This window comes from Variovorax boronicumulans (assembly GCF_019352895.1).
GTDB classification, from domain to species: domain Bacteria; phylum Pseudomonadota; class Gammaproteobacteria; order Burkholderiales; family Burkholderiaceae_C; genus Variovorax; species Variovorax boronicumulans_A.
Genome location: NZ_JAAAFX010000009.1, coordinates 304,804 through 328,876, shown reverse-complemented (window position 1 = coordinate 328,876; position 24,073 = coordinate 304,804). Strand labels below are relative to the sequence as shown.

Annotated in this window: 20 protein-coding genes; 10 read left to right on the top strand and 10 right to left on the bottom strand. The window is 64.8% G+C overall.

Annotated features, from left to right (window positions below; genetic code table 11):
- Positions 1-86: 86 nt before the first annotated feature.
- The gene (locus tag K0H49_RS30910; RefSeq protein ID WP_219216490.1) at positions 87-2,045 is read left to right on the top strand and encodes a flavin monoamine oxidase family protein; all 1,959 of its coding nucleotides are present in this window, start codon (positions 87-89) and stop codon (positions 2,043-2,045) included.
- Between the two features lie 140 nt (positions 2,046-2,185).
- On the opposite strand, the gene dusA is transcribed toward K0H49_RS30910, so the two are convergent.
- Complete coding sequence (gene dusA, locus K0H49_RS20725; RefSeq protein ID WP_219216489.1) at positions 2,186-3,226, bottom strand: tRNA dihydrouridine(20/20a) synthase DusA; 1,041 nt, start codon at positions 3,224-3,226, stop codon at positions 2,186-2,188.
- A gap of 350 nt (positions 3,227-3,576) precedes the next feature.
- Between dusA and K0H49_RS30715 the strand changes: the two genes are divergently transcribed.
- On the top strand, positions 3,577-4,443 hold the full coding sequence (locus K0H49_RS30715) for a tyrosine-type recombinase/integrase (RefSeq protein ID WP_374122394.1): 867 nt from the start codon (positions 3,577-3,579) through the stop codon (positions 4,441-4,443).
- 19 nt (positions 4,444-4,462) lie between these two features.
- On the opposite strand, the gene K0H49_RS20715 is transcribed toward K0H49_RS30715, so the two are convergent.
- The 6 genes from K0H49_RS20715 to K0H49_RS20690 all read right to left on the bottom strand — a co-directional run bounded on the left by K0H49_RS20715 (position 4,463) and on the right by K0H49_RS20690 (position 11,379).
- Positions 4,463-5,251, bottom strand: coding sequence for a retron Ec48 family effector membrane protein (locus K0H49_RS20715; RefSeq protein WP_219216487.1), 789 nt, complete (start codon positions 5,249-5,251; stop codon positions 4,463-4,465).
- Positions 5,217-6,407 (bottom strand): reverse transcriptase family protein, encoded by a 1,191-nt coding sequence (locus K0H49_RS20710; protein WP_219216478.1) that lies wholly within the window; start codon positions 6,405-6,407, stop codon positions 5,217-5,219. Before K0H49_RS20710 ends, K0H49_RS20715 begins: the two co-directional genes overlap by 35 nt.
- A gap of 342 nt (positions 6,408-6,749) precedes the next feature.
- Positions 6,750-7,577: a toll/interleukin-1 receptor domain-containing protein gene (locus K0H49_RS20705; RefSeq protein WP_219216477.1), complete on the bottom strand. Its 828-nt coding sequence runs from the start codon at positions 7,575-7,577 to the stop codon at positions 6,750-6,752.
- Positions 7,578-8,109: 532 nt separating this feature from the next.
- The gene (locus K0H49_RS20700) at positions 8,110-9,387 is read right to left on the bottom strand and encodes a serine hydrolase domain-containing protein (RefSeq protein ID WP_374122393.1); all 1,278 of its coding nucleotides are present in this window, start codon (positions 9,385-9,387) and stop codon (positions 8,110-8,112) included.
- A 37-nt stretch (positions 9,388-9,424) separates the two neighbouring features.
- A complete protein-coding gene (locus K0H49_RS20695) occupies positions 9,425-10,843 on the bottom strand; it encodes a serine hydrolase domain-containing protein (RefSeq protein WP_257625047.1) in 1,419 nt (472 codons plus the stop codon).
- A gap of 323 nt (positions 10,844-11,166) precedes the next feature.
- Entirely contained in the window at positions 11,167-11,379 is a 213-nt protein-coding gene (locus tag K0H49_RS20690; protein ID WP_219216473.1) for a hypothetical protein, read from the bottom strand.
- Positions 11,380-11,631: 252 nt separating this feature from the next.
- Between K0H49_RS20690 and K0H49_RS20685 the strand changes: the two genes are divergently transcribed.
- Positions 11,632-12,036, top strand: a complete 405-nt coding sequence (locus K0H49_RS20685; RefSeq protein WP_219216471.1) for a hypothetical protein — start codon at positions 11,632-11,634, stop codon at positions 12,034-12,036.
- 26 nt (positions 12,037-12,062) lie between these two features.
- Here the strand turns inward: K0H49_RS20685 and ybaL are convergent, their stop codons facing one another.
- Both ybaL and phbB read right to left on the bottom strand, forming a co-directional pair.
- Positions 12,063-13,757 (bottom strand): YbaL family putative K(+) efflux transporter, encoded by a 1,695-nt coding sequence (ybaL, locus tag K0H49_RS20680; RefSeq protein ID WP_219216469.1) that lies wholly within the window; start codon positions 13,755-13,757, stop codon positions 12,063-12,065.
- A 162-nt stretch (positions 13,758-13,919) separates the two neighbouring features.
- Positions 13,920-14,657 carry an acetoacetyl-CoA reductase gene (phbB, locus tag K0H49_RS20675; protein ID WP_219216467.1) on the bottom strand — a complete coding sequence of 246 codons (738 nt, stop codon included), beginning with the start codon at positions 14,655-14,657 and terminating at the stop codon, positions 13,920-13,922.
- Positions 14,658-14,787: 130 nt separating this feature from the next.
- Between phbB and K0H49_RS20670 the strand changes: the two genes are divergently transcribed.
- The 5 genes from K0H49_RS20670 to K0H49_RS20650 all read left to right on the top strand — a co-directional run bounded on the left by K0H49_RS20670 (position 14,788) and on the right by K0H49_RS20650 (position 19,934).
- The gene (locus K0H49_RS20670) at positions 14,788-15,816 is read left to right on the top strand and encodes an ABC transporter ATP-binding protein (RefSeq protein WP_219216465.1); all 1,029 of its coding nucleotides are present in this window, start codon (positions 14,788-14,790) and stop codon (positions 15,814-15,816) included.
- A gap of 47 nt (positions 15,817-15,863) precedes the next feature.
- Positions 15,864-17,153, top strand: coding sequence for an ABC transporter substrate-binding protein (locus tag K0H49_RS20665; protein WP_219216463.1), 1,290 nt, complete (start codon positions 15,864-15,866; stop codon positions 17,151-17,153).
- 114 nt (positions 17,154-17,267) lie between these two features.
- Positions 17,268-18,140 (top strand): carbohydrate ABC transporter permease, encoded by an 873-nt coding sequence (locus K0H49_RS20660; protein ID WP_219216461.1) that lies wholly within the window; start codon positions 17,268-17,270, stop codon positions 18,138-18,140.
- Positions 18,137-18,973: a carbohydrate ABC transporter permease gene (locus tag K0H49_RS20655; RefSeq protein WP_219216458.1), complete on the top strand. Its 837-nt coding sequence runs from the start codon at positions 18,137-18,139 to the stop codon at positions 18,971-18,973. Before K0H49_RS20660 ends, K0H49_RS20655 begins: the two co-directional genes overlap by 4 nt.
- 109 nt (positions 18,974-19,082) lie before the next feature.
- Positions 19,083-19,934, top strand: coding sequence for an endonuclease/exonuclease/phosphatase family protein (locus K0H49_RS20650; RefSeq protein ID WP_219216456.1), 852 nt, complete (start codon positions 19,083-19,085; stop codon positions 19,932-19,934).
- On the opposite strand, the gene glpD is transcribed toward K0H49_RS20650, so the two are convergent.
- Positions 19,927-21,480: a glycerol-3-phosphate dehydrogenase gene (gene glpD, locus K0H49_RS20645; RefSeq protein WP_219216454.1), complete on the bottom strand. Its 1,554-nt coding sequence runs from the start codon at positions 21,478-21,480 to the stop codon at positions 19,927-19,929. The genes K0H49_RS20650 and glpD overlap by 8 nt on opposite strands.
- Positions 21,481-21,578: 98 nt before the next feature.
- Here glpD and K0H49_RS20640 point away from each other — a divergent pair, with 98 nt between their 5' ends.
- Entirely contained in the window at positions 21,579-22,349 is a 771-nt protein-coding gene (locus K0H49_RS20640; RefSeq protein WP_219216452.1) for a DeoR/GlpR family DNA-binding transcription regulator, read from the top strand.
- A gap of 152 nt (positions 22,350-22,501) precedes the next feature.
- A complete protein-coding gene (gene glpK, locus K0H49_RS20635; RefSeq protein ID WP_374122392.1) occupies positions 22,502-23,998 on the top strand; it encodes a glycerol kinase GlpK in 1,497 nt (498 codons plus the stop codon).
- Positions 23,999-24,073: the final 75 nt, after the last annotated feature.

Below are 24,073 nucleotides of genomic sequence, written 5' to 3'. Positions count from 1 at the left end.
CGGCACGCAAGCCCCGAAGGCCTTGGCCGCCGCGGCATGCCGTCGTGGCAATTCCGTTTCACTGTCATCAAGAAAAAGGAGTCCTCATGCGCAATGGCTACCAAAACGATCTCCCGCATGTCGCCAGCTCACCCCAACAGCCCTGGATGCCCGACTATCCCAACCCGCCGGACTTGCGGTTCAACTATTTCCGGCTCATGAACCTCGCGCGCGAGGCCGGCACGCCGATCGCCAAGGCGCCGACGACGAAAAACGCAAAAGTCACGGTGGGCATCGTCGGCGCCGGTGTGGCGGGACTTACGGCCGCCCGCGAACTGTGGCGAGCCGGCTATCGGGTGGTGATCTTCGAGGCCAGCGACCGCATCAGTGGGCGCCTGTACACCCAATCCCTGCCTGGCGCGACGACCTCGTTCGAGATGGGAGCCATGCGCATGCCCTTCTTCAACAACGGACGCGACGCGAGGGAATCGACGAACTGCCTGCTGTCCTACTTCCTGAACTGGGACCAGCGAAGAACAGGCGGCCTCATGTCAACACAGGCTGAGATGTCGGACTTCCCGAACCCCGGCGTGGCGCCCGGCAATACCGGCATCTACATGGACGGCGGCTATGGCCCCAATGGCGCCTATCAGAATCCGACCCTGACGATGTGGCCGGCGGGCAAGGCGCCGGCGAACACCGATCTGCAGAAGATCTCCAACATGGTCAACACTTTCGTCACGCTCTTCACCAACGCGGTGAGCACCCTGTACGTCACGGAGAAATGGCCCGACCTCTGGAGAAAGATCGCTACCCACTACGACAAGATGTCCTTCAGCGACCTGGTCTTCACGCCGGCCATTCCCACCTACAACAACGATGGCTGGTTCGGTGGCCTGGGCATGAACGAAGAGGAGTCCAAGCTGTTCTACACCATCGGCTCGGGCGACGGAAGCTGGGGCGCGTTCTACAGCGTGGGGGCGATGTGGTTCCTGCGCTGCGTGATGTTCGGCTACAACTCGAACCTTCAGAGCGTTTCGGGTTTGCGCAATGCCAGCACCTTGCCGTACTACAACGACCCGAATCTCCGCGACTCGGACAACCGCCCGTTGACGCCGCCACTCTATCGTGGCATCCAGTCGCTGTCGGAACTGCTGTTCTACCTGCCGCCACCTGATCGCACCACCTCGCTCTATGAGGAGGTTTGCGCCCCGAACAATCCCGATTCCAATTCTTCGTTGTTGTTCCTCAAGACCCCGATCGTTGAGATCCGGAAGCTCGACAATGGGGGATTCAGTTTGATCATGGATCAGCTGGAGGACAACCCTTTCGCCGTGGACCACGTGATCGTCGCCGCCCCCATCTGGGCGGCACAACTGTCGATCCGCTTCACGGGTTTCAGCACAGCGCAACTGCCTTGGTCCGTGCCGACCGCGTTGGCCGAGCAGCATCTGATCGCGAGCTGCAAGGTCTTCTTCCCTCTCCAGAGCGCCTACTGGGATCTCCCTTCCTCGAAGATCCCGCAGGTCCTGGTGACGGACACCTTCCTCCAGGATGCTTACGGTGTCCGTTGGGGCACCTCCAACACACCGGCCCTGCTGGCCAGCTATACCTGGGAGGATGACGCCGTGAAATTGCTGGCCACCGATCCGACAACGCTCGCAGCAAAAGTGCTGGACAGGCTCGATCAGATCACAGAAGAAACGGTCGGAGACAAGGTCAGCAAGTATGTGAGTGGCGAGGGCGTGGTCTTCCAGTGGACCCAGCAGCTCAGCTACCGTGGCTGCGCCAAGCTGTACCGCCAACGGAACTGGCAGCAGTGCTACGAGCTGATGACATACAACCAGCAGCACTCGAAGCAGTCGGGCTTGTATTTCGCAGGCGAATCGTATGGCACCGAAGGAGGCTGGACCGAACCGGCCCTGCGCACGGCGCTCGATGCAGTAATCCACCTCGTCAACAACACGGGCGGCACCTTCGTGGACGGGTTCAGCTTCTCACAGAACTACCCGTCCTTCGACGTCACGTTCTCACCGAAGGAGACCTACCCGCAGACAGCGGCCTGATCCGGCGCCAGGGCCTGCGCTTGCTGCGGCGGGCCGGTCGCCGTACACCGAGCCTCGGCCCTGGCGCACTGCAGCAGCGAATGTGCGGGCTCCCGGGCTCCCGGGCTCCCGGGCTCCCGGGCTCCCGGGCTCCCGGGCGCCTACGCGGCTTGTGTGGCCGCCTCGTGCGCCAGCGCCATCACCGCGTGCGGAGGCCGGCCCTTCTGCTTGTGGTCGCTCCACACCTGGCGCCAGCGCCGCGCACCGGGCAGGCCGTTGCGCAGGCCCAGCATGTGGCGCGCGATGTTCGACCACGGCGTGCCGTGCTCGGCCGCTTCGCGCACCATGTAGTCGCACATCTGCCGCTCGATCTCTTCACGGTCGATCTCGCGCGGCGCGGCGCCGAAGAAGGCCGCGTCCCATTCGGCCAGCCACCAGGGGTTGTGGTAGGCCTCGCGACCCACCATCACGCCGTCGAGCAGGCGCAGCTGCTCGTGCACCTGCGCGGTCTGCGAGATGCCGCCATTGATCGAGAAGCGCAGTGCCGGGAAGTCGTGCTTGAGCCGGTGCACGAGCTCGTAGCGCAGCGGCGGGATCTCGCGGTTCTGCTTGGGCGACAGCCCCTTGAGCCAGGCATTGCGCGCATGCACGATGAAAGTCTGGCAGCCCGCCTCGCTGACCTTGCCCACGAAATCGCGCACGAAGTCGTAGCTTTCGATCTTGTCGATGCCGATGCGGTGCTTGACCGTGATCGGCACGTCGACCACGTCGACCATGGCCTTCACGCAATCGGCCACCAGCTGCGGCTCGTTCATCAGGCAGGCCCCGAAGGCGCCGCGCTGCACCCGTTCGCTGGGGCAGCCGCAGTTGATGTTGATCTCGTCGTAGCCCCAGTCCTGGCCCAGCTTCGCGCAATGCGCCAGGTCGGCCGGCTCGCTGCCGCCCAGCTGCAGCGCCACCGGATGCTCCTCGGCGTTGAAACGCAGGTGCCGCGGCACGTCGCCGTGGATCAACGCGCCGGTGGTGACCATCTCGGTGTAGAGCAGCGCGTGGCGGGTGAGCAGGCGGTGGAAGTAGCGGCAGTGGCGGTCAGTCCAGTCCATCATGGGGGCAACGGACACGCGCATGGGCTCGACGGCACGGGCGTTGAGAGGGGAATCGGGCTGCAGCCCAGTGTTTATGCGGTTCTCGTTTGGTGTCATTCGATCTCGTTCAACGCTATTTTTCGCTCTCGGTGGCACATTTCGTGCCACAAAAAACTCATGTGCCACCGGAGAGGCACCCTTGGGTACCATCATGAAACGCAAGCGCGCAGACGGAAGCGTAGCGCACATAGCCCGCATCCGAATAAGGAAGGCGGCCTGGTCGTCGATAGCGAAACGGAGACGTTCGATGCGAGGCCACGGCCAAGCGCTGGATGAAGACCCGCGAGGCAGAACTGGGCAAGCCCGGCACGCTCGAAAAGCTCCGGGCGCCGGACCCGACCTTTGCGGAAACCATTCAGAAGTACATCGACGAATCACGCAGGGAACTCTGAACGACAAAGGCGCAGGTGCTCAAGAAGGCGGCGGCAAGCAGCCTGGCCGAGCGCCGCGGATCGACCATCACTAGCGCCGACTGGGTGCAGTTCGGCAAGGACCTGGGCGTCCAACCTCAGACGGTAGGCAACTACTTCTCTCACATCTCCTCGATCTATAGCCTGGCCCGGCCAGCTTGGAACTACCAGCTAGGCCCTCAGGTTATTGCCGATGCTCGCAAGGTCAGCAAATCTCTTGGCCTCACGTCGAGGTCCAGAAGCCGCGACAGGCGTCCGACCCTGGAGGAATTCGACAAGCTGATGACCTACTTCGGTCGCGTCAAGCGCAAACACACCACACCGATGCAGGAGATCATCTGCTACGCGATCTTCAGCACGCGCCGGCAAGAAGAGATCACTAGACAGACCTTCGAGGATCTGGACGAAGCGCAACCTGACCTGTGGGTTCGTGACATGAAGCATCCTGGTGAGAAGGACGGGAACGACGTTCGCTGCGCCCTCACGCCCGAGGCGCTGGCCATCGTCTTGAATCGACGCAAGTCACCCGAGCAAACAGGCCGAATCTTCCCCTACAACAGCAGCACGATCAGCCGGCTTTTTTCAGACGCCTGCACTCTGCTGGGCATCGAGGATCTGCATTTTCATGACCTGCGATACGACGAAATAAGCCGCCTATTTGAGCTTAGCTGGAATATCCCACACGTCGCCAGCATCTCAGGGCACCGAACCTGGAATTCTCCGCGCAGATATACCCACATCCGCCAGAGAGGTGATAAATATCACTCTTGGCCATGGCAAGCTAAAACTTATGCACAAAAAAATCAGGAGGGCGCACCTCAAACAGAGCAGCTTGGCAACGCCGAAATTTCATACGAAAAATAAGCATAGAAGCTCAATGAACTTAAATGTACCTTCTGTCCAAAAACTCAGGAACCTCTCCAACCGCGCACATAGAACGATTAATGGTTTGAATTAACGAAATAATCTGCCCCTCTATTTCGTAAAAATCATTGCGAGGCGCGGGATTAATAAATATACCAACAGTTCTCAAATGCGCACAGACTCTTTCTTGATGAGGCTTGTAACGATACGATCCGCCTTTTGCGTACACACTCTGATCATTTGAAAATAAAATGAGATTGTTCATTTTATCTACAAACTGAAGGTACTCGAAAGAGACGTCTGTCAACCCACTCCGGGAGGCGCTGAAAATCTTGTTATAGAAAAAATGGGTGTCAAAGCTTTTCTGGGCGAGCCGGTCTCTTTTGGAAATCTCAGAGGCAACGTATTGCTGAAAAAGATTTAAATGCGAGATATGGTTCGCGAGCGCAGTCACTCGAACATTAGATAGATAACTCAACAATGCAACGACTATTCCTCCAGCCGTTGCGACTGCAACCACGATATCCAATGTTGCCTTTAACACTACAAACGCTTGAGAAAACCCAGCAGCAAACTCGTTTATGCAATCATTTCTCAGGCAGAACTCCCTGCGCCAATAACCATCCAGCCAGAGTGTCGAGCATGAAATAATCGTCGCAACGATCAACCCCGTGGTCGCAATGATCACGAGCACCCACAGGATAGAGAGCACTTCTGTCGGCCAAGTGAGCCGCCCACCGAAACGCATGAGGCTCTGCAGCGCAGGCAGAGCTCTAGTCATAGCTGGGACGGATGAGCCGAAGCTCACCTCGAAGCTTTACCGCGATTGCGTGAAATGAACGGTCTAGGATGGTGAGTCGCTCGTGAGTGGCGTAAAAGCGCCGCCTATACCAGAAGGAGTCGCCTTTTGCTTGGTAACTGTCCTTCAAACGAGCAACCATTAAATGAGCACGCTCAATATCCTTAAACGAGGGCAATGGGAGGATTTCCCGAAGTCTCTTCAACAAATCAGCATGCTGTTTGTGCCCGACCCTCTTCAGTTTGTTGACGCGCCCCATACACCTGTTGAAGTCTTTTCGGTATGAGTGACTTTGCCTGTAATTCGATTCGACCGCCAATTTCTCAACATTCTGGACGGAGCTTCGAATGCGCCTAACCTCATCGCTTGGGAGTCTCGGTTGACTAAAGTTGACTCGAAGGCCATGAACCGTTAGAGCCTCAGATGAGATTCGGCGCACCCGCGTCTTACCTGAATTAATAGGCAAATCTTTGCTGGCCAGCATATCTTGCACGATACCCTGCGCATATGAAAAATCGTAACTGGCAACTTTAGAAGAGATCGTAATGTCGTCAACAAACCGAGTGTAGGTAAGGCTTTTTCTGTTCAAGCGATTAACCATTTCACCTTCGACATCCCATAGACACAACGTTGCCAGATAGCTAGAGGTAAGTGCGCCTTGCACAAGATTTTCCCCATTACAGCATATGTCAGCCAACTGATCAGACACCGCTTCACTGTACTTCAAAAAATCTTCAAATATTGCAAGAACTTGAGTACGATGAATGTTGTCAAAGAAGCTTTGCACATCCAAATGCAAAATACTTTTCGCACCACAGTGCCGCGCCGCGCATGCAATATAGTCTTTATCCGCCTCAACGCCCAACGCATCAAACTGATTAGGTATCGACCCAAAAATATAGTCAGGCCATCCGATTAACGCGCCGTTTGAAAAAATACGCTTGTTTAGGCGTCGCTGAATTTTTCGGATCAGGAAATGGGGGTTGCTAACCGAGCGAACAGAGCCATCCGCTTTGGGCTGCGCCTCTACCGTCGTGTAGCGCATCACCAGAGGCATTGCAATTGCTCTTGCCAGCTCTTCCTGTGTAATCCCTAGAGTGCCGCAAAGCGACTCAATAGAACCAATGGAAGTGTTGGTTTTTTTATATGGAACTAAAACAGCCAATTTTAATTCCAGAATGGTAGATTTCTAGCCAGTCCATTCAATAGGACAACAGGGAAACTTGTCGCATACGCCGACAACTCGTTGGAAACTACCAAATTTCCCATGGCTAGATCTACAGACGTTCTCTCTTCCGAGAGGGAGAGAGGACCCTAGGTCCCTTCCCGTACGCTTGCAAGCAAGCGCCTTCTTACGAAGGCAAATCCAACGAGTTCAAGTGTCAACTGCAGCGATCAGGCGAGACGCCCGCGCGCAGCCACTGTACCGTTACAAAACCGAACATGCAACCCTCTTCGTAACGATTTTTTAAGAAACTCCTTACGATCCACAGGAGTTACCTCAGTTTCATTCTGGAAAAATCTTGCCGGACTCCTTTTCGGCACTGAGACCTCTACGCCGACCTGTCGGAGAAACTACAGACTGAAGGGCACCGGCTTGAGCAGATCGGGCGGCAGCTTCCATACGTGCGCGCTCCTCATTGGCAAAATTGGAGGCGATCGGCCTAGCCCAGCGGGGAATCGGTTCTGCCGTTGATTGATCACTCGGGAACGGATAGGCCATTTGCGGGCTAAGTCGAACGGCGCGTTCTTCCATCTGTTGCACCCGACTGCCGAGCGATCGAACGCTGGCTAAGATCTCCGTCAAAAGATCGTTCGCGTTTGGAGCCGGCGCAGCGCCTTGAGGCTCAGGATTTGTCGCAACAGCGTGATTAAACTCTTGTTCAAACTGCGGCCAATGGGCATCGAACGATCGACGCAGGCCGGAATCTGACAGCCGCCCATCGCCAAGAGCTAAGTTCAAAGTCGAAGCGAGCTTGAACATGTCACTTTTCGTGGGCTTCGTGTGATTGAACTGTGATAGTGGGCCGAGTACGGCTGTGGGCTCCAGATCGATAAGCAACGTGCAGATGCGGCTGCTTGCGACACCCTTCGCTACCGCGCCCGCCTCGAACAATATCCACGGTGCGTTCTTGTTGTTACCCGTGAGGCAAAAGATGCCGACAGTCGATTCGTGGAGCTGCGCCCCAATATCTCCCATCCACAGAGCTCCGCGCTCAATGTCTGCAGATGAAAGCCAGGGCTTCGCAGCTTGGAGTACCGAACCAACCCAGTCCCTCAGAACCTGCGCAACGGCATGGCTCAGCTCACCTGACCAACTGATAAATACTTTCACAGAATCGCTCCTTGCCGCCATGAGCGGACCGCAATCGTAAGCGAATGCAAGTTGACTTAGAGCATATGCTGAGAAGTGCGCGGTAAGATCGGCGCGATCAGCAACAATACTCACGCCGCCGGCACGGGATGCGCAATCTAAGACGAAAAAAAGCCCCCCAGCGCCGAAGCGCCGAGGGGCTATGTCACTGGCTCGAGGTGGGCGCCGGCACGCCCAGCGCCGCGGCCCGGCACTCACGGTAGGTGTTTCCCTGCTCGATGACCTTCGCGAGCAGTGCCCCCATGGAATCGTCACTGAGCGGCACCGGGACTGGACAGCTTGCGATCACCGGCGGCGTCGGGCCGGACGCCGGTGATTGCCTCGTTGGCAAGCTGCATGCCTGCAATCACGCGCGGCGCGGGCCGTCACGCGGTCTTCACCTACATTCAATCCATCATGGGACGATGGACAGGCAACCGGCGCGGAGCGTGGAATTCAGGACATGGTTTCTTTGTCACCGACCTCGACTCCTCAAGGGAAACGCGAAGCCGCCCTACTTCGCCCCCTGCAGCGCCCCCACCACCGCATCAAAAAACGGCACCATCGGCAACCCTGCCCCCGTCGGCTGCGGCTGCGCGCCCCACACCACGATCACGACCTTCTCCTTGCGGTTGATGTAGAGGTACTGGCCCATGATGCCCGTGCCGTAGAAGGCGCCGTCGTCGCCCGAACGCCAGCCGGGGATCCACCAGAGATAGCCGTAGGCCAGCGGTGCGCCGCCGCTCAGCCGCTTGGGGGACCCCGCCTCGGCCACCCAGCCGGGTGGCAGCACGCGCTGGCCGTCGATCACGCCGTCGTTCATCATGAACAGGCCGAAGCGGCCGTAGTCGCGCAGGGTCGCGCTGATGCCGCTGCCGCCGATTTCCACGCCGTTGGGCGAATCCAGCCACCAGTTGGCGGGCGCCTCCATGCCCATGCGCGACCAGATCTTCTCCGACAGGTACTGCGCCAGCGGCCGCTTGACCGCGTTGTAGACGATCTCGCCCGCCACCTGCGTTTCGCCGGTGCTGTAGTTGTTGACCGTGCCGGGCGCGGCCGCGCGCGGCAGCTTGCTCATCAGGGTCATCAGCGCGCCGGGCGTCTGGCCGATCTGGGCCTCGAGCATCTGGCGGCGGTCGGAGGTGGGATCGGTGTAGGTCTCGTTCCAGCGCGCGCCCGAAGCCATCATCATCACGTCGCGCACGGTCGCGCCGTCGTAGGCGCTGCCCTTGAGCCGCGGCACGTACTTGACGACCGGGTCGTCGATGCTCGCGATCAGGCCGTCCTGCACGGCCGCGCCGATCAGGGTCGAGGTGACCGACTTGGCGACCGACATCGACATCCAGCGCGTCTTCTGCGTGTTGCCGTACTGGTAGCTCTCGTGGGCGATCTTGCCGTCCTTGAGGATCAGCAGGCCGGCCACGCGGTTGGCGGCAAAGAACTCGTCCAGGCCGTAGTCGCGGGTGCCGGCCACGAAGCGCAGTTGCGTCAATTGGGTGGCGGCCGGAGGCAGCGCGTAGGGCGTGCCGCCGGCATCGATCGTGCGGGTCGGGAACAGGCGGTCGATGTTGCGGTAGGTGCTCACGGCCAGTTCGGGCGTGAGCACGCCGTCGTACATCTGGCGCACCGTGCCGATCGGCTCCGCGGCATGCGGGTAGCCGTTGCCGGTGCCGGGGTTCGCGGGCGGATTCGGCGCTGGCGCCTCGGTGCTGCTGCCGCCGCCCCCACCTCCTCCGCCACCACACGACGCGAGCAGCAGCGCGATGGACACCATCAACGCGGAAGAGGCCACGCGCAGCGGCTGCGGCCTCCGGGAGGGGAAGTGACGTTCATTGGCCATTGGAACGGGGCACGGCTTCCATGAGCAAGCCGAGGGCCTTCTGCAGTGCGGCCACCGACGGTGTCGCGCCGCGGTCGAAGCCCATGCGCACGACCACCAGGTCGTGCGAGGGGACGATCAGCGTGATCTGGCCGCCAGCGCCCAGCATGTAATAGGCGGAGGTCGGCACGGCGTACTGGCCCGAGCCGTTGAGCCAGAAGAAGCCGCCGTAGATGGGTCGCTTGTCGGCGGCCCAGGCGGGCGCCAGCGTGCTGACGAACTTCACGTAGCCCTCGGGCAGGATGCGCTCGCCGTTCCAGACGCCGTCCTGCAGGTACAGGTTGCCCAGGCGCGACCAGTCGCGCGCGGCCATGAACTCGTAGCCCTGGGTCATGAAGTTGCCGTAGGGATCGGTCTCCATGACCATCGAGCGGATGCCGATCTTGTCGAACAGCGCGCGCTGCGGGAACGACAGGTATTCCTCGCCGCGCTTCTCGACCGCCAGCCGCACCAGGTAGCTCGCGAGCACGGGGTCGGTGTTGCGGTAGCGGCCCACGGTGTTGGGCGGCCATTGCTGCGGCCGCGTCGCCGCGTAGTTGAAGATGTTGATGCGCCCGGTGTAGAAGTAGGTGTGGTCGGGGTAGGTGCCCTGGGGGTCGAAGTCCGGGTCTTCGGGCGCCTTGATGCGCAGCCCGCTCGACATGTGCAGGATGTCGGAGATCCGGATGTTCTGCCGCGGGTCGCCGGCCGCCTGCCACTCGGGGATCGGGGCCGGCTGGTCGAGCGTGTAGTCGCCCTGCTTGACCAGCACGCCCATCAGCGTGCCCACCACGCTCTTGCCCATCGACCACGACTCGAGCGGCGTGCTCGGCGTGATGCCCGGCATGTAGCGCTCGCCCACGATGCGGCCCTTGTGGGTGACCACGAAAGCCGCCGTGTAGGCGTCGGGTGCCGCGAAGGCAGCCTGCACCGCCTGCGCCACCTTGGCCGTGTCGATGCCCGCCACCGGGTCGGTGGGCAACACATCGCCCATGGGCCAGGGCAGGCTGTCGGCGCTGGGCAACGTGCTGGTCACGCGCACCGGCGTGAACGCCACATCATCGCGCCCGTTCGGCAACGTGACGCATCCCTGCGAACCGTAGTAGCGGGCCGTGATCACCCGGCTGTTGGGCATGGTGATCCGGACTTCCTTCTTCGCGTAGTCGAAGACCGGCTTGCCCACGGCCTGGCGCCAGGCATAGGGGCCGGTGAAGAAGCCCACGTTCTCGACGGCGACATCCGGATTGAGTCCGGTGATGAAGGCCGCGGAGCACATCGTCTTGGCATAGCCCGAGGTGTGGTGCTCGAGCACGTCGCCCGGCGGCGGCACATAGGGGGTGTTCAGTTCGAGCGCCTTGGCGCGCGCGATCATGGCCGCGGGTGCGGGCAAGGCCGGGCCTGTCGAGGGTGCACTGTCGCCACCGCCCCCTCCGCCACCGCCCCCGCCACCTCCACAAGACGCCAGGGCCAAGACCGCGAAAGTCGCGGCCAGGATGGAAAACGGGACAGGGCTCGACCTCGGCATCTGAATTCCTCGTGGGGACGGGACACAGATTGTCACAGAGCACGGAGACTTCCTTGGCCTCGGCGCCTCGGCGTTTACCCGTCGTACGGCGAGCCTGTCCCGTGCGAGGGACACACCGGCAAGGACGAAGAGGCGAACGACCGATGCCGAAGCCCGGCGGCCCCGAGTGCCGACACCCGCGCCAGGACTCAGCCGCGCGGCCCCGCGCTGCCGAACAGGCGCCGCATGGCCGCCAGCCCCGCAACGAGCGCGGTGCTGTAGTTGTCGTACGCGTCGTCGGAAGCTTCCAATGGCTGGTAGGGCAGTGTCTCTTCCACGCCGGGCGCTTCCACCAGCACCCAATGGAACTCGCCCTCCTCCAGCTCGTGGACGGTCAACGCGATGTTTCGCAGGGGAGACATGAAGAGGAAGGGTGAGGGGTCGAAGACACGGCCCAATGCTATGCAAGCGCCGCCACTTTGCCAGGGGACAAAGTCACGATTTATCACAAACGTCTTAGTTTGTAATAGCCATTGCCTTCCTGACGCGCCGATGCAAGACGCCGGCCTCAGGCTGGGCGGCTTCATGCGCTTCCAGGCTTCTCCTACAACTGCGCCACCGTGCGGCTTCTAGGCTGGGGTTTTCGGCCCCGCGCCGTGACCGGAGACCTCACCATGAAGAACTTTGCGCTCGAACCCCACATGACCGCCACCATCGGGGGCGCCTTCTATCCCACCGGCCATTCGATGGTGATGTTCCCGAACGCGGACGACGCCCGGCACGTGGGGCAGCAGTTGCGTGACCACGGCTTCGACGCCGACGCCATCTACCTGATCCCGCCCGAAGCGGTGCTGGCGCAGATCACGCCAACGACTTCCGACGCCGACAACCCCCTGCCCTCGGCCGGTACCGAAGGCGCGACCGTGCGGGCCTACACCAAGCTGGCGCGCGAAGGCCACACCGCGCTGCTGGTCGAGACCAAGGACGAGGAAGCGGCCGAGCGGCTGATGACGGTGGTACGCACCGTGCCCTATGCCATCGCACAGCGCTACCGGATGCTGGTGATCGAAGACCTCTGAGCCGCTGGGGATCTGCGGACAGGCGCTCAGGCCGGCACGGCAGCGCGGCGCACCACGTCGCGCGCCATGGCCTGGGCCAGTTCCTCTTCGCCAAGGAACACCGTCACGGCATCCTCCTGCGTGAGCAGGCGCGCCTCATCTTCGCTGTGGCTGCGCACCACGGTCTCGATGCTCGGGTTGAGGGTGCGCGCGGTCTCGATCATCTGGCGCACGTTCATCGCATCGGGCGTGGCCACCACCAGCACCCGGGCACGGGCCACGTGGGCCTGGATCAGCACCGCGGGTTCGGCGGCATCGCCCCACACCGCGGCCACGCCTTCGGCGCGCAGCTTCTCGACCAGTTCGCGGTTCTGCTCGGCGACCACGAAGGGGATGTGGTGCGCGGTCAGCGCCGCGGCGATGCGCCGGCCCACGCGGCCGTAACCCACCAGCACTACCTGGCGCGACAGGTAGCGCGCCTCGGTGGTGGTGGGCAGCTCGGCCAGCGGGTCGTCGCGGGCATCGAGCGAACGCGCGAAGGCCGAATGCGCGCGCAGCCATTTCTGGATCGGCGCGATCAGGCTGAACCACAGCGGGTTGGTGGCGATGGAGATCAGCGCGCCGGCCAGAATCAGGCTCTGGCCCTCGGGCGGCAGCAGCTTGAGCGCCACGCCCAGGCCGACCAGGATGAAGGAGAACTCGCCGATCTGCGCCAGGCTTGCGCTCACCGTGAGCGCGGTGTTGAGCGGGTAGCGGAAGGCCAGCACCAGCACGCAGGCCGCGATCGACTTGCCCACCACGATCACGCCCACCACGGCCAGCACCTGCAGCGGCCGGTCGACCAGCACCGAGGGGTCGAACAGCATGCCCACCGAGACGAAGAAAAGCACCGCGAAGGCGTCGCGCAGCGGCAGCGACTCCTCGGCCGCGCGCTGGCTGAACTCCGACTCGCGCATCACCATGCCGGCGAAGAACGCGCCCAGCGCGAAGGACACGCCGAACAGCGCGGCCGAAGCGAAGGCGATGCTCACCGCCGCGGCCACCACGCACAGGGTGAAGAGCTCGCGCGAGTTGGTGCGCGCGACCTGCCAAAGGATCCAGGGAAACACGCGCCGGCCGACCACCAGCATCAGCGCCACGAAGCCGCCGACCTGCAGCAGCGTGATGCCCAGCGTGGTCCAGATGGCGCCGGCGTCGGCACCGTCGGCGGCCCCGCCCAGCGTGCCGGCCAGCGGCGGCAGCAGCACCAGCACCAGCACCATCGCCAGGTCTTCCACCACCAGCCAGCCGACCGCGATGCGGCCGGTGTACGAATCGAGCAGGCCCAGGCTCTCGAGCGCGCGCAGCAGCACCACCGTGCTGGCCACCGACAGCGCCAGGCCGAAGACCAGCGCGCCGCCCAGGTCCCAGCCCCACCAGGTGGCGAGCGCGCCGCCCATCAGCGTGGCGACGCCGATCTGCACCAGCGCACCGGGCACGGCGATCTTGCGCACCGCCAGCAGGTCGTCGAGGGAGAAGTGCAGTCCCACGCCGAACATCAGCAGCATCACGCCGATCTCGGCCAGCTGGGCGGCGATCTCGGCATCGGCCACGAAGCCGGGGGTGAACGGTCCGATGATCACGCCCGCCAGCAGGTAGCCGACGAGTGCCGGCAAACGCACGCGCGCCGCCAGGAAGCCGAGGATGAGCGCCAGGCCCAGCCCTGCGGCGATGGTGTTGATCAATGAAACGCTGTGGGGCATCCGGTGGGTATCGCTTGCTGAGGGAAATCGCTGGAGAGGACTCGCGCCATGAACAGGCGCGAGGGGTTGCTGCGACTGTAGCGTCCACGCTCCCGCCACGGCACGACAGCCATGAAAAAACCCGCCGAAGCGGGTCTCTTTCTGGGCCGGCGCGCGCGGCGCTCAGTGCATGTGCAGGCCGCCGTTGACCGAGAAGTCGGCGCCGGTGGAGTAGCCGCCCTCGTCGGTCGCGAGCCAGGAGATGATCGAGGCGATCTCGCTGGGCTCGCCCAGGCGCTTGACGGGAATGGTCGCGACGATCTTGTCGAGCACTTCCTGGCGGATGGCCTTGACCATGTCGGTGCCGATGTAGCCCGGGCTCACGGTGTTGACCGTCACGCCCTTGGCGGCGAGTTCCTGCGCCAGCGCCATCGTGAAGCCGTGCATGCCGGCCTTGGCCGCCGAGTAGTTGGTCTGGCCGGCCTGACCCTTGGCGCCGTTGACCGAGCTGATGTTGACGATGCGGCCCCAGCCCTTCTCGACCATGTCGCCCACCACCTGCTTGGTGACGTTGAACATGCTGTTGAGGTTGGTCTCGATGACCGCGCTCCAGTCCTCCGGCGTCATCTTGAGGAACATGCGGTCGCGGGTGATGCCCGCGTTGTTGACCAGCACGTCGATGCTGCCGTGTTCGGCCTTGGACTTGCCGAAGGCATCGACCGTCGAATTCCAGTCGCCGACGTTGCCGACCGATGCGTGGAACTCGTAGCCCAGCGCCTTCTGCTCGTTGAGCCACTTGCTGAAGTCGCGTGTGGGGCCGCAGCCCGCGATGACCGTGAAACCGTCCTTGTGCAGGCGTTGGCAGATGGCGGTTCCGATGCCTCCCATGCCACCGGTGACGTAAGCGACTTTCTTGCTCATGAATTTTCCTTAGATATACGAAGCCCGGACAGGCGAGATCACTGTAGCGAAGTTTCGCATGCCCTCCCTCCTAGGAAAACACTGAGCCAAGAGGCAACACACTTGTCACACTTCATTCCTACACTGCGGCATGTCTTCCATCGCCCTGAACGGCGTCGCCAAATCCTGGGGCGACAGCACCGCCCTGCATGCCGTCGATCTGCAGATTCAATCCGGTTCCTTCTGCGTCCTCCTGGGCCCCTCGGGCTGCGGCAAGTCCACCACCCTGCGCATCATTGCCGGCCTCGAGACCGCCAGCGCCGGCCAGGTGCTGATCGATGGCCGCGACGTCACCGACCTCCCGCCGGCCCAGCGCGGCATCGCGATGGTGTTCCAGAACTACGCCCTCTTCCCCCACCTCAGCGTGGCCGACAACATCGGCTTCGGCCTGTCGGTGCGCAAGGTGCCGGCCGCCGAGAGCGCGCGACGGCTGCGCGAGGCGGCCGAGCTGCTGGGCCTGAGCGCCCTGCTCGACCGCAAGCCCGGCCAGCTCTCGGGCGGCCAGCAGCAGCGCGTGGCGCTGGGCCGCGCGCTGGTCGCGCAGGCCAAGGTCTGCCTGATGGACGAGCCGCTGTCCAACCTCGACGCCCAGCTGCGCCAGGACATGCGCCGCGAACTGCGCGAGCTGCAGCAGAAGCTGGGCCTGACCGTGGTCTACGTGACGCACGACCAGACCGAGGCCATGAGCATGGCCGACCAGGTGGTGCTGCTGCACCAGGGCCGGGTCGAGCAGGCCGGCACGCCGCGCACGCTCTATGCGCAGCCTGCCACCACCTTCGCGGCGCGCTTCATCGGCACGCCGCCCATGAACCTGGTCGCGCTCGAGGCCGACGGCTGCATCGCGGGCAGCGAGGCCGCATCCGGCGTGCGGGCCGCGATGCTGGGCGTGCGACCCGAGGCCATCACGCTCGACGCCCAGGGCATCCCCGCCGTGGTGCGCAGCGTCGAGTACCTGGGCGCCGACTTGGTGCTGCGTTGCGCGGTCGGCCGCGAGACGCTGCTGGTGCGCGCCGCGGGCCAGCACCAAGCGGCGCCCGGCGACGCAGTCGGCCTGCGCTGGTCGCCGGACGAGGCCCACGGTTTCGATGCCGCGGGCCGACGCACCGAAACGGCGCACTGACGCGCACCACCCCAGAACGACGATTTTATTTCGAGGAGAAGTCCCCCATGCAACGCAACACCTTCGTCAAGGCGCTGGCCGCCACGGCCCTGTTCACCAGCCTCGCCGGCATGGCGCACGCCCAGGCCCCGGTCGACCTGCAGTTCTACTATCCGGTCGCGGTCGGCGGCCCGATCGCCAAGACCATCGACGGCTTCGCGGCCGGCTTCATGAAGGAGAACCCGGGCATCAAAGTCACGCCGATCTATGCCGGCACCTACCAGGAGACCATCGTCAAGGCGCTCACGGCCCACAAGTCGGGCACGCCGCCGGTCACCTCGGTGCTGCTGTCGACCGACATGTTCACGCTGATCGACGAAGACGCCATCGTGCCCTTCGACGACTTCGCCAAGACCGCCGAAGACAAGGCCTGGATGAGCAGCTTCTACAAGGCCTTCATGGCCAACAGCCAGACCGGCGGCAAGACCTGGGGCATTCCCTTCCAGCGCTCGACCGTGGTGATGTACTGGAACAAGGAACTGTTCAAGGAAGCCGGCCTCGACCCGAACAAGGCACCGACGACCTGGGCCGAGCTCAAGGACGCCGCGACCAAGCTCACCAAGAAGGACGCCGGCGGCAAGACCACGCAGTACGGCGTGCAGATCCCGTCGAGCGGCTTCCCCTACTGGCTGTTCCAGACCCTGACCACGCCCAACGACACGATCCTCGCCAACGACGCGGGCACGCAGGTCAAGTTCGACGACCCCAAGGTGATCGAGGCGCTGCAGTTCTGGGTCGACCTGGGCAAGGCCGGCATCCACCCGCCGGGCGTCGTCGAATGGGGCACCACGCCCAAGGACTTCTTCGAGAAGAAGGCCGCGATCATCTACACGACCACCGGCAACCTGACCAACATCAAGGCCAACGCCAAGTTCGACTTCGGCGTCGGCATGATCCCGGGCAACAAGCGCAAGGGCTCGCCCACGGGCGGCGGCAACTTCTACATCTTCAAGAAGTCGACGCCGGCGCAGCAGGAAGCCGCCTTCAAGTTCGCCAAGTGGGTGACCCAGCCCGAACGCGCCGCGCAGTGGAGCATGGAGACCGGCTACGTCGCGGTCTCGCAGGCCGCCTACGACACGCCCACGCTCAAGAAGTACGGCCAGGACTTCCCGGCCGCGCTGGTGGCGCGCGACCAGCTGCCGGTGTCGGTGGCCGAGTTCTCCACGCATGAGAACCAGCGCGTGACCAAGGCCCTGAACGACGGCCTGCAGGCCGCGCTGACCGGCACCAAGACGCCGGCCCAGGCGATGCAGGACGCGCAGAAGGAAGCCGACCGCATCCTGCGCAGCTACAAATGATCCTCCCCCAGTCTGCGCGCACTTCGTGTCGCTCCGCCAACCCCCTCGCCGGGGGCAACACCAGCGGCCCGGCGAAGCCGGTTCCGCGGTGTTCCACGCAAAGGCAACGCTGACATGAAGGAGCGCAACGCGATCCATGCCTGGCTGCTGCTGCTTCCCGCCTCGCTGATCCTGCTGGCCTTCACCCACTGGCCGGTGATCGGCACGCTGTGGCACAGCTTCCAGTCGACGCCCAAGAGCGGCCGGCCGGCGGTGTGGGTGGGGCTGGAGAACTACCAGGTCATGCTCGACGACCCGGTGTTCTGGAAGGCGCTGACCAACAACCTGTGGTTCGCGGGCGCGACCATTCCGCTGTCGATCGGCCTGGCGCTGGCGATGGCGCTGTGGGTCAACGAGCGCATCGCGGGCCGCACCTTCCTGCGCATGGCGTACTTCACGCCCACCGTGCTGCCGATGATCGCGGTGGCCAACATCTGGCTGTTCTTCTACACGCCGCAATACGGCCTGCTCGAACAGGTCAGCGGCGCGCTGGGCTTCGGCTCGCACAACTGGCTGGGCAGCCCGAGCACCGCGCTGGGCGCCGTCACGCTGGTGGCGGTGTGGAAGGAAGCCGGCTTCTTCATGATCTTCTACCTGGCCGCGCTGCAGTCGCTCAACCCGAGCCTGCGCGAGGCGGCCGCGATCGAGGGGGCCTCGCGCTGGTACTTCTTCCGCCGCGTGCAGTGGCCCCTCCTGATGCCCACCACGCTGTTCGTGCTGATCAACTGCGTGATCAACGCCTTCCGCATGGTCGACCACCTGTTCGTGCTCACGCGCGGCGGCCCCGACAACGCCTCGACGCTGCTGCTCTACCACCTCTATGAAGTCGGCTTCAGCTTCTGGGACACCGGTTACGCCTCGGCGCTCACCATGGTGATCATCGTGGCGCTGGTCGGCGTGACGCTGCTGCAGTTCTTCGTGCTCGACCGCAAGGTGCACTACCGATGAAGGCCGCGCCCTCGCAACGGCTCGCCTACAACGCGCCGACAAAACTCGACACGCTGGCCGCCTGGCTGCTCGCGCTGGCCTGGGTGCTGCCGCTGATCTACACCGTGTGGACCGCCTTCCACGCGCCGGAATACGCGGCGCGCTTCGTCTGGAACGCGCCGCTCACGCTGGACAACTTCACCCGCGCCTGGGAGGCCGCGCCCTTCGCGCGCTACTTCCTCAACACCACGCTGCTGGTGGTGATGATCCTCGCGGCGCAGCTGGTGCTCAGCACGATGGCGGCCTATGCCTTCGCGCGCTACGAGTTCCGCGGCCGCGACATCGTGTTCTCGCTGGTGCTGGTGCAGCTCACCGTCATGCCCGACCTGCTGCTGGTGGAGAACTACCGCACCATGGCCAGCCTGGGACTGATCGACAGCCTGTTCGCCATCGGCCTGCCTTACTTCGCCTCGGCGCTGGCCATCTTCCTGCTGCGCCAGACCTTCATGGGCATTCCGAAGGAGCTCGACGAGGCCGCGCGCATGGAAGGCGCGAGCGCGCTGCAGATCCTCTGGCGCGTCTACGTGCCGCTGGCCAAACCGATCTACGTGGCCTTCGGGCTGGTGTCGGTGAGCTACCACTGGAACAACTTCCTCTGGCCGCTGATCGTGACCAACAGCGTCAAGGCGCGGCCGCTCACGGTGGGCCTGCAGGTCTTCTCCTCGGTGGACCAGGGCATCGACTGGTCGATCATCACGGCCGCGACGCTGATGACCTCGGCGCCGCTGCTGATCGCCTTCCTTCTCTTTCAGCGCCAGTTCGTCCAGAGCTTCATGCGCGCGGGTATTAAATGACTCACCCCCAGTCTCCGCGCACTGCGTGTCGCTTCGCCAACCCCCTCTCCGGGGGCGACACCAGCGGCCCGGCAAAGCCGGTTCCGCGGTGTCTCACGAAAGAAACCAGATGAAGCTTGTGACGTGGAACACCCAATGGTGCCGCGGCCTCGACGGTGCCGTGAGCCCGCAACGCATCGTCGAAGGCGCACGCGCCATGGCCGACTTCGACGTGCTGTGCCTGCAGGAGATCGCGCAGGGCTATGCCGACATGCCGGGCGCCCCCGGCGACCAGCCGGCCGAGCTGCAGGCGCTGCTGCCGGGCTTCCAGCTCTTCTTCGGCGCCGCGGTCGACGAGTTCGATGCCAAGGGGCGCCGCATGCGCTTCGGCAACCTGATCGCGACGCGGCTGCCGGTCGCGCAAGTGCAGCACCATGCACTGCCCTGGCCGGCCGATGCGGGCGTGCGCAGCATGCCGCGCATGTGCACGGTCGTGACGCTGCGCAGTCCGGTGCTCGGCCCGGTGCGCGTGATGACCACGCATCTCGAGTACTACTCGAAGCCGCAGCGCATGGCGCAGGCGCTGGCCTTGCGAGAGCTGCACATCGCGGCCTGCGCCCACGCGGCCGCGCCGCCACTCGACGACGACAGCCGCTCGCCCTTCCAGACCAAGGTACACACCGGCCACGCGGTGCTGTGCGGCGACTTCAACCTCGAGCCGACCGAGCCCGAGTACGCGGCCATCCAGCAGGGCTTCGGCGCCGACGGCGCGCAGCAACTGCAGGATGCCTGGCGCATCCGCCATGGCGCGACGCCGCATGCGCCGACCTTCCGCCTGTTCGACCGCACCTACGGACCCGAGCCCGTGGCCTGCGATTTCGTCTTCGTGAGCGAGAGCCTGGCGCCGCGCGTGCGCCGCATCGACATCGACGGCGTCACGCAGGCCTCGGACCACCAGCCGGTGGTGGTCGAGTTCAGCTGAGGCGCTGCAGCCACTGCGCGACCTGCGCGCGCTGTTCCGGCGTGTAGCGCAGGCCCAGCTTGGAGCGGCGCCACAGCGCGTCGTCGGCCGTGGTCACCCATTCCTCGGCCTGCAGGTAGCGCAGCTCGCGCGCATGCAGGCCGGGCGCCACTTCCTCGCCCAGGTCGGCCATCGAGGCCGCATCGCCCAGCAGGTTCGCAATGCGCGATCCGTAGGCATGGGCCAGCCGGCGTGCCAGCGGGGCCGGCAGCCAGCCATGGCGCGCCTGCACGGCTGCGACGAAGCGCTCGAAGTCCGTGTCGGGGCGCTGGGGCGCACCGATCCAGCCCGACAGGTCGCCGCCGGCCAGGTAGGCACCGCCGGTCCAGGCCGGCCGCTGGTCGCCGAGCATGCGGCCCACCTCGTCGGCCGCGTCCTCGGCCAGCTTGCGGAAGGTGGTGATCTTGCCGCCCCACACCGACAGCAGCGGCGCGGCCGTGGTGTTGGCTTCGAGCAGGTAGTCGCGCGTGACCGCCGACGGGTCGCCCGAGGCGTCGTCGAGCAGCGGCCGCACGCCCGAATAGGTCCAGACCACGTCGGCCGGCACGATGGGCTTCTCGAAGTAGCGGCTGGCCTGTTCGCACAGGTAGTCGATCTCCTCGGTCGAGATGCGCGAGGCGCCCGCGTCGTCGGCGCCGACCTCGACGTCGGTGGTGCCGATCAGCGTGTAGTCGTCCTGGTAGGGAATGGCGAAGATGATCCGCTTGTCGGGGTTCTGGAAGATGTAGGCGTGGTCGTGCTCGAACACCCGCGGCACGATGATGTGGCTGCCCTTGACCAGCCGCAGGCTCTTGGTCGCGAGCGCTTCGCCCTTGGCGGCCTTGGCCGTGCCGCGCAGGAAGGACTCGGCCCAGGGGCCGGCCGCATTGACCACGGCGCGCGCGCGCACGCTGCGCACGCCCTCGGGGCCTTCCAGCGTGGCGGTCCAGCCGGTGGCATCGCGCTGCACGCTGGTGCAGCAGGTGCGCGTGAGGATCTGCGCGCCGCGCGCGCGGGCGTCGATGGCGTTGAGCACCACCAGCCGCGCATCGTCGACCCAGCCGTCGGAGTACACGAAGCCGCGCTTGTATTGCGGCTTGAGCGGCTGGCCGGCCGCGTGACGGCGCAGGTCGACCGAGCGCGAACCGGGCAACACGTCGCGCTTGGCCAGGTGGTCGTACATGAACAGGCCGATGCGGATCATCCAGGCCGGGCGCATCGAGGGGTCGTGCGGCATCACGAAGCGCAGCGGCCACATGATGTGGGGGGCGCTTTTCAGCAGCACCTCGCGCTCCTGCAGCGCCTTGCGCACCAGCGAGAACTCGTAGTACTCGAGGTAGCGCAGGCCGCCGTGGATCAGCTTGGTCGAGGACGAGGAGGTGTGCGAGGCCAGGTCGTCCTTCTCGCACAGCACCACCTGGTGGCCGCGGCCCGCCAGGTCGCGCGCGATGCCGCAGCCGTTGATGCCGCCGCCGACCACCAGCACGTCGCAGCTCAGATCACCCGCAGGCGCTTCGTATTTGTCCATTTCGATTCCTTATGCTGCGATTTTCGCTGTAGTTTCCCCTAAGATCAATTCGTTTTCTTTCGATTTAAACTGCTTCCCTCGCTCCAACGCCGAAAAACGTGAACTCCAACCCCCGCCAGATCCGCTTGCTCGACACCGTGCGCGGCCGTGGCTCGGCCACGGTCGAGCAGCTGGCCGAGATGCTGGGCGTGACGCTGCAGACCGTGCGGCGCGACGTGCAGCGCCTGGCCGACGACGGCCTGCTGGCGCGCTTCCACGGCGGCGTGCGGGTGCCGAGCTCGACCACCGAGAACCTCGGCCACCGGCTGCGCGAATCGCTCAATGCCGACGGCAAGGCGCGCATTGCGCGCGCCGTCGCGGCCCAGGTGCCCAACGACTGCTCGCTGATCCTCAACATCGGCACCACCACCGAGGCCATCGCCAAGGCGCTGCTGCGCCACACCGGCCTGCGCGTGATCACCAACAACCTGCACGTGGCCAACATCCTGGCCGACAACCCCGACTGCGAGGTGATCGTGGCCGGCGGCGCGGTGCGCGCGCGCGACCGCGCGATCGTGGGCGAAGCGACGATGGACTTCATCCGCCAGTTCAAGGTCGACATCGCGCTGATCGGCTGCTCGGGCATCGAGGCCGACGGCACGGTGCGCGACTTCGACCTGCGCGAGGTCAAGGTCGCGCAGACCATCGTGGCGCAGGCGCGCGAGGTCTGGCTCGCGGCCGACGCCAGCAAGTTCAACCGGCCGGCGATGGTGCAGCTCGCCGAGCTGGCGCAGATCGACCGGCTGTTCACCGACGCGGCGCCGCCGGCCCCGTTCCCGGCGCTGCTCGAACGTGCGCAGGTGCGCCTGGAGATCGCCGACAAGCCATGATGATTTTTCTCCCTCCCCCACTGGGGGAGGGTTGGGGTGGGGGCATGCAGCCGCCGAAGAGGCGCGGCGCCTGATCGAAGGCTGCATGCCCCCATCCCCACCTTCCCCCGGAGGGGGAAGGAGCCAGACCGAACACCAAGGAGATGACACCGATGACCACCTACCTGCTCGCCCTCGACCAGGGCACCTCCAGCTCGCGCAGCATCGTGTTCGACCGCGAGGGCCACATCGTCGCCATCGCGCAGAAGGAACTCACGCAGATCTACCCGCAGCCGGGCTGGGTCGAGCACGACCCGATGGAGATCTGGCGCAGCCAGCTCGCCACCGCGCAAGAGGTGCTGGCCAAGGCGAAGCTGCAGGCCTCCGACATCCACGCCATCGGCATCACCAACCAGCGCGAGACCACCGTGCTGTGGAACCGCCGGACCGGCCAGCCTGTGCACCACGCCATCGTCTGGCAGGACCGGCGCGCCGAACCGCTGTGCGCGAAGCTGCGCGAGGACGGCATGGCCGACACCATCCGCGACAAGACCGGCCTGGTGATCGACGCCTACTTCTCCGGCACCAAGCTGCGCTGGCTGCTCGACAACGTGCCCGGTGCACGCGCCCAGGCCGAGCGCGGCGAACTGGCCTTCGGCACCATCGACAGCTGGCTGATCTGGCAGCTCACCGGCGGCAAGACCCACGTCACCGATGTCAGCAACGCCTCGCGCACCATGCTCTTCAACGTGCACCGCAACGAATGGGATGCGGAGCTGCTCGCGCTGCTCGACATCCCCGCGGCGCTGATGCCCACGGTGCAGCCCTCGAGCTCGCACTTCGCCGACACCGAGGCCGCACTGCTCGGCCGCGCCCTGCCCATCGGCGGCGTGGCCGGCGACCAGCAGAGCGCGCTGTTCGGCCAGGCCTGCTTCGAGGCCGGCATGGCCAAGAACACCTACGGCACCGGCTGCTTCCTGCTGATGCACACCGGCGCCGCCTTCCAGCCTTCGCACAACGGCCTGCTCGTGACCAGCGCCGCGCAGGTCGACGCCACGCCGCGCTACGCGATGGAAGGCAGCGTGTTCGTCGGCGGCGCCGTGGTGCAGTGGCTGCGCGACGGGCTGCAGGCCATCAAGGGCAGCGCCGAGGTGCAGGGCCTGGCCGAGAGCGTGCCCGATGCGGGTGGCGTGATGATGGTGCCGGCCTTCACCGGCCTGGGCGCGCCCTACTGGAACGCCGAGGCCCGCGGCACCATCACCGGCCTGACGCGCGGCACCACGGTCGCGCACATCGCGCGCGCTGCGCTGGAGAGCATCGCCTACCAGAGCGCCGCGCTGCTGCAGGCCATGAGCCGCGATGCGGTGGCGGCCGGCGGCGCGCCGGTCTCGGAACTGCGCGTGGACGGCGGCGCGAGCGTCAACGACCTGCTGATGCAGTTCCAGGCCGACCTGCTCGGCATCCCGGTGGTGCGGCCCCAGGTAATCGAGACCACCGCGCTCGGCGCCGCGTATCTGGCGGGCCTGTCGACCGGCATCTACAGCGACGCGCGCCAGCTCTCGCAGCTGTGGAAGGTGGAGCGCCGCTTCCTGCCGACCATGGGCCGCGCGCAGGCCGAGGAATCGATGGCGCGCTGGGAACGCGCGGTGCGCCAGGCCACGGCGACCTGAGGCGCGGCGGCCAAACACCTCGCGCCCTTGGGGACACTGCGCGCGGCTGGCGGCGGCACGCGGCGCAGAATCCGC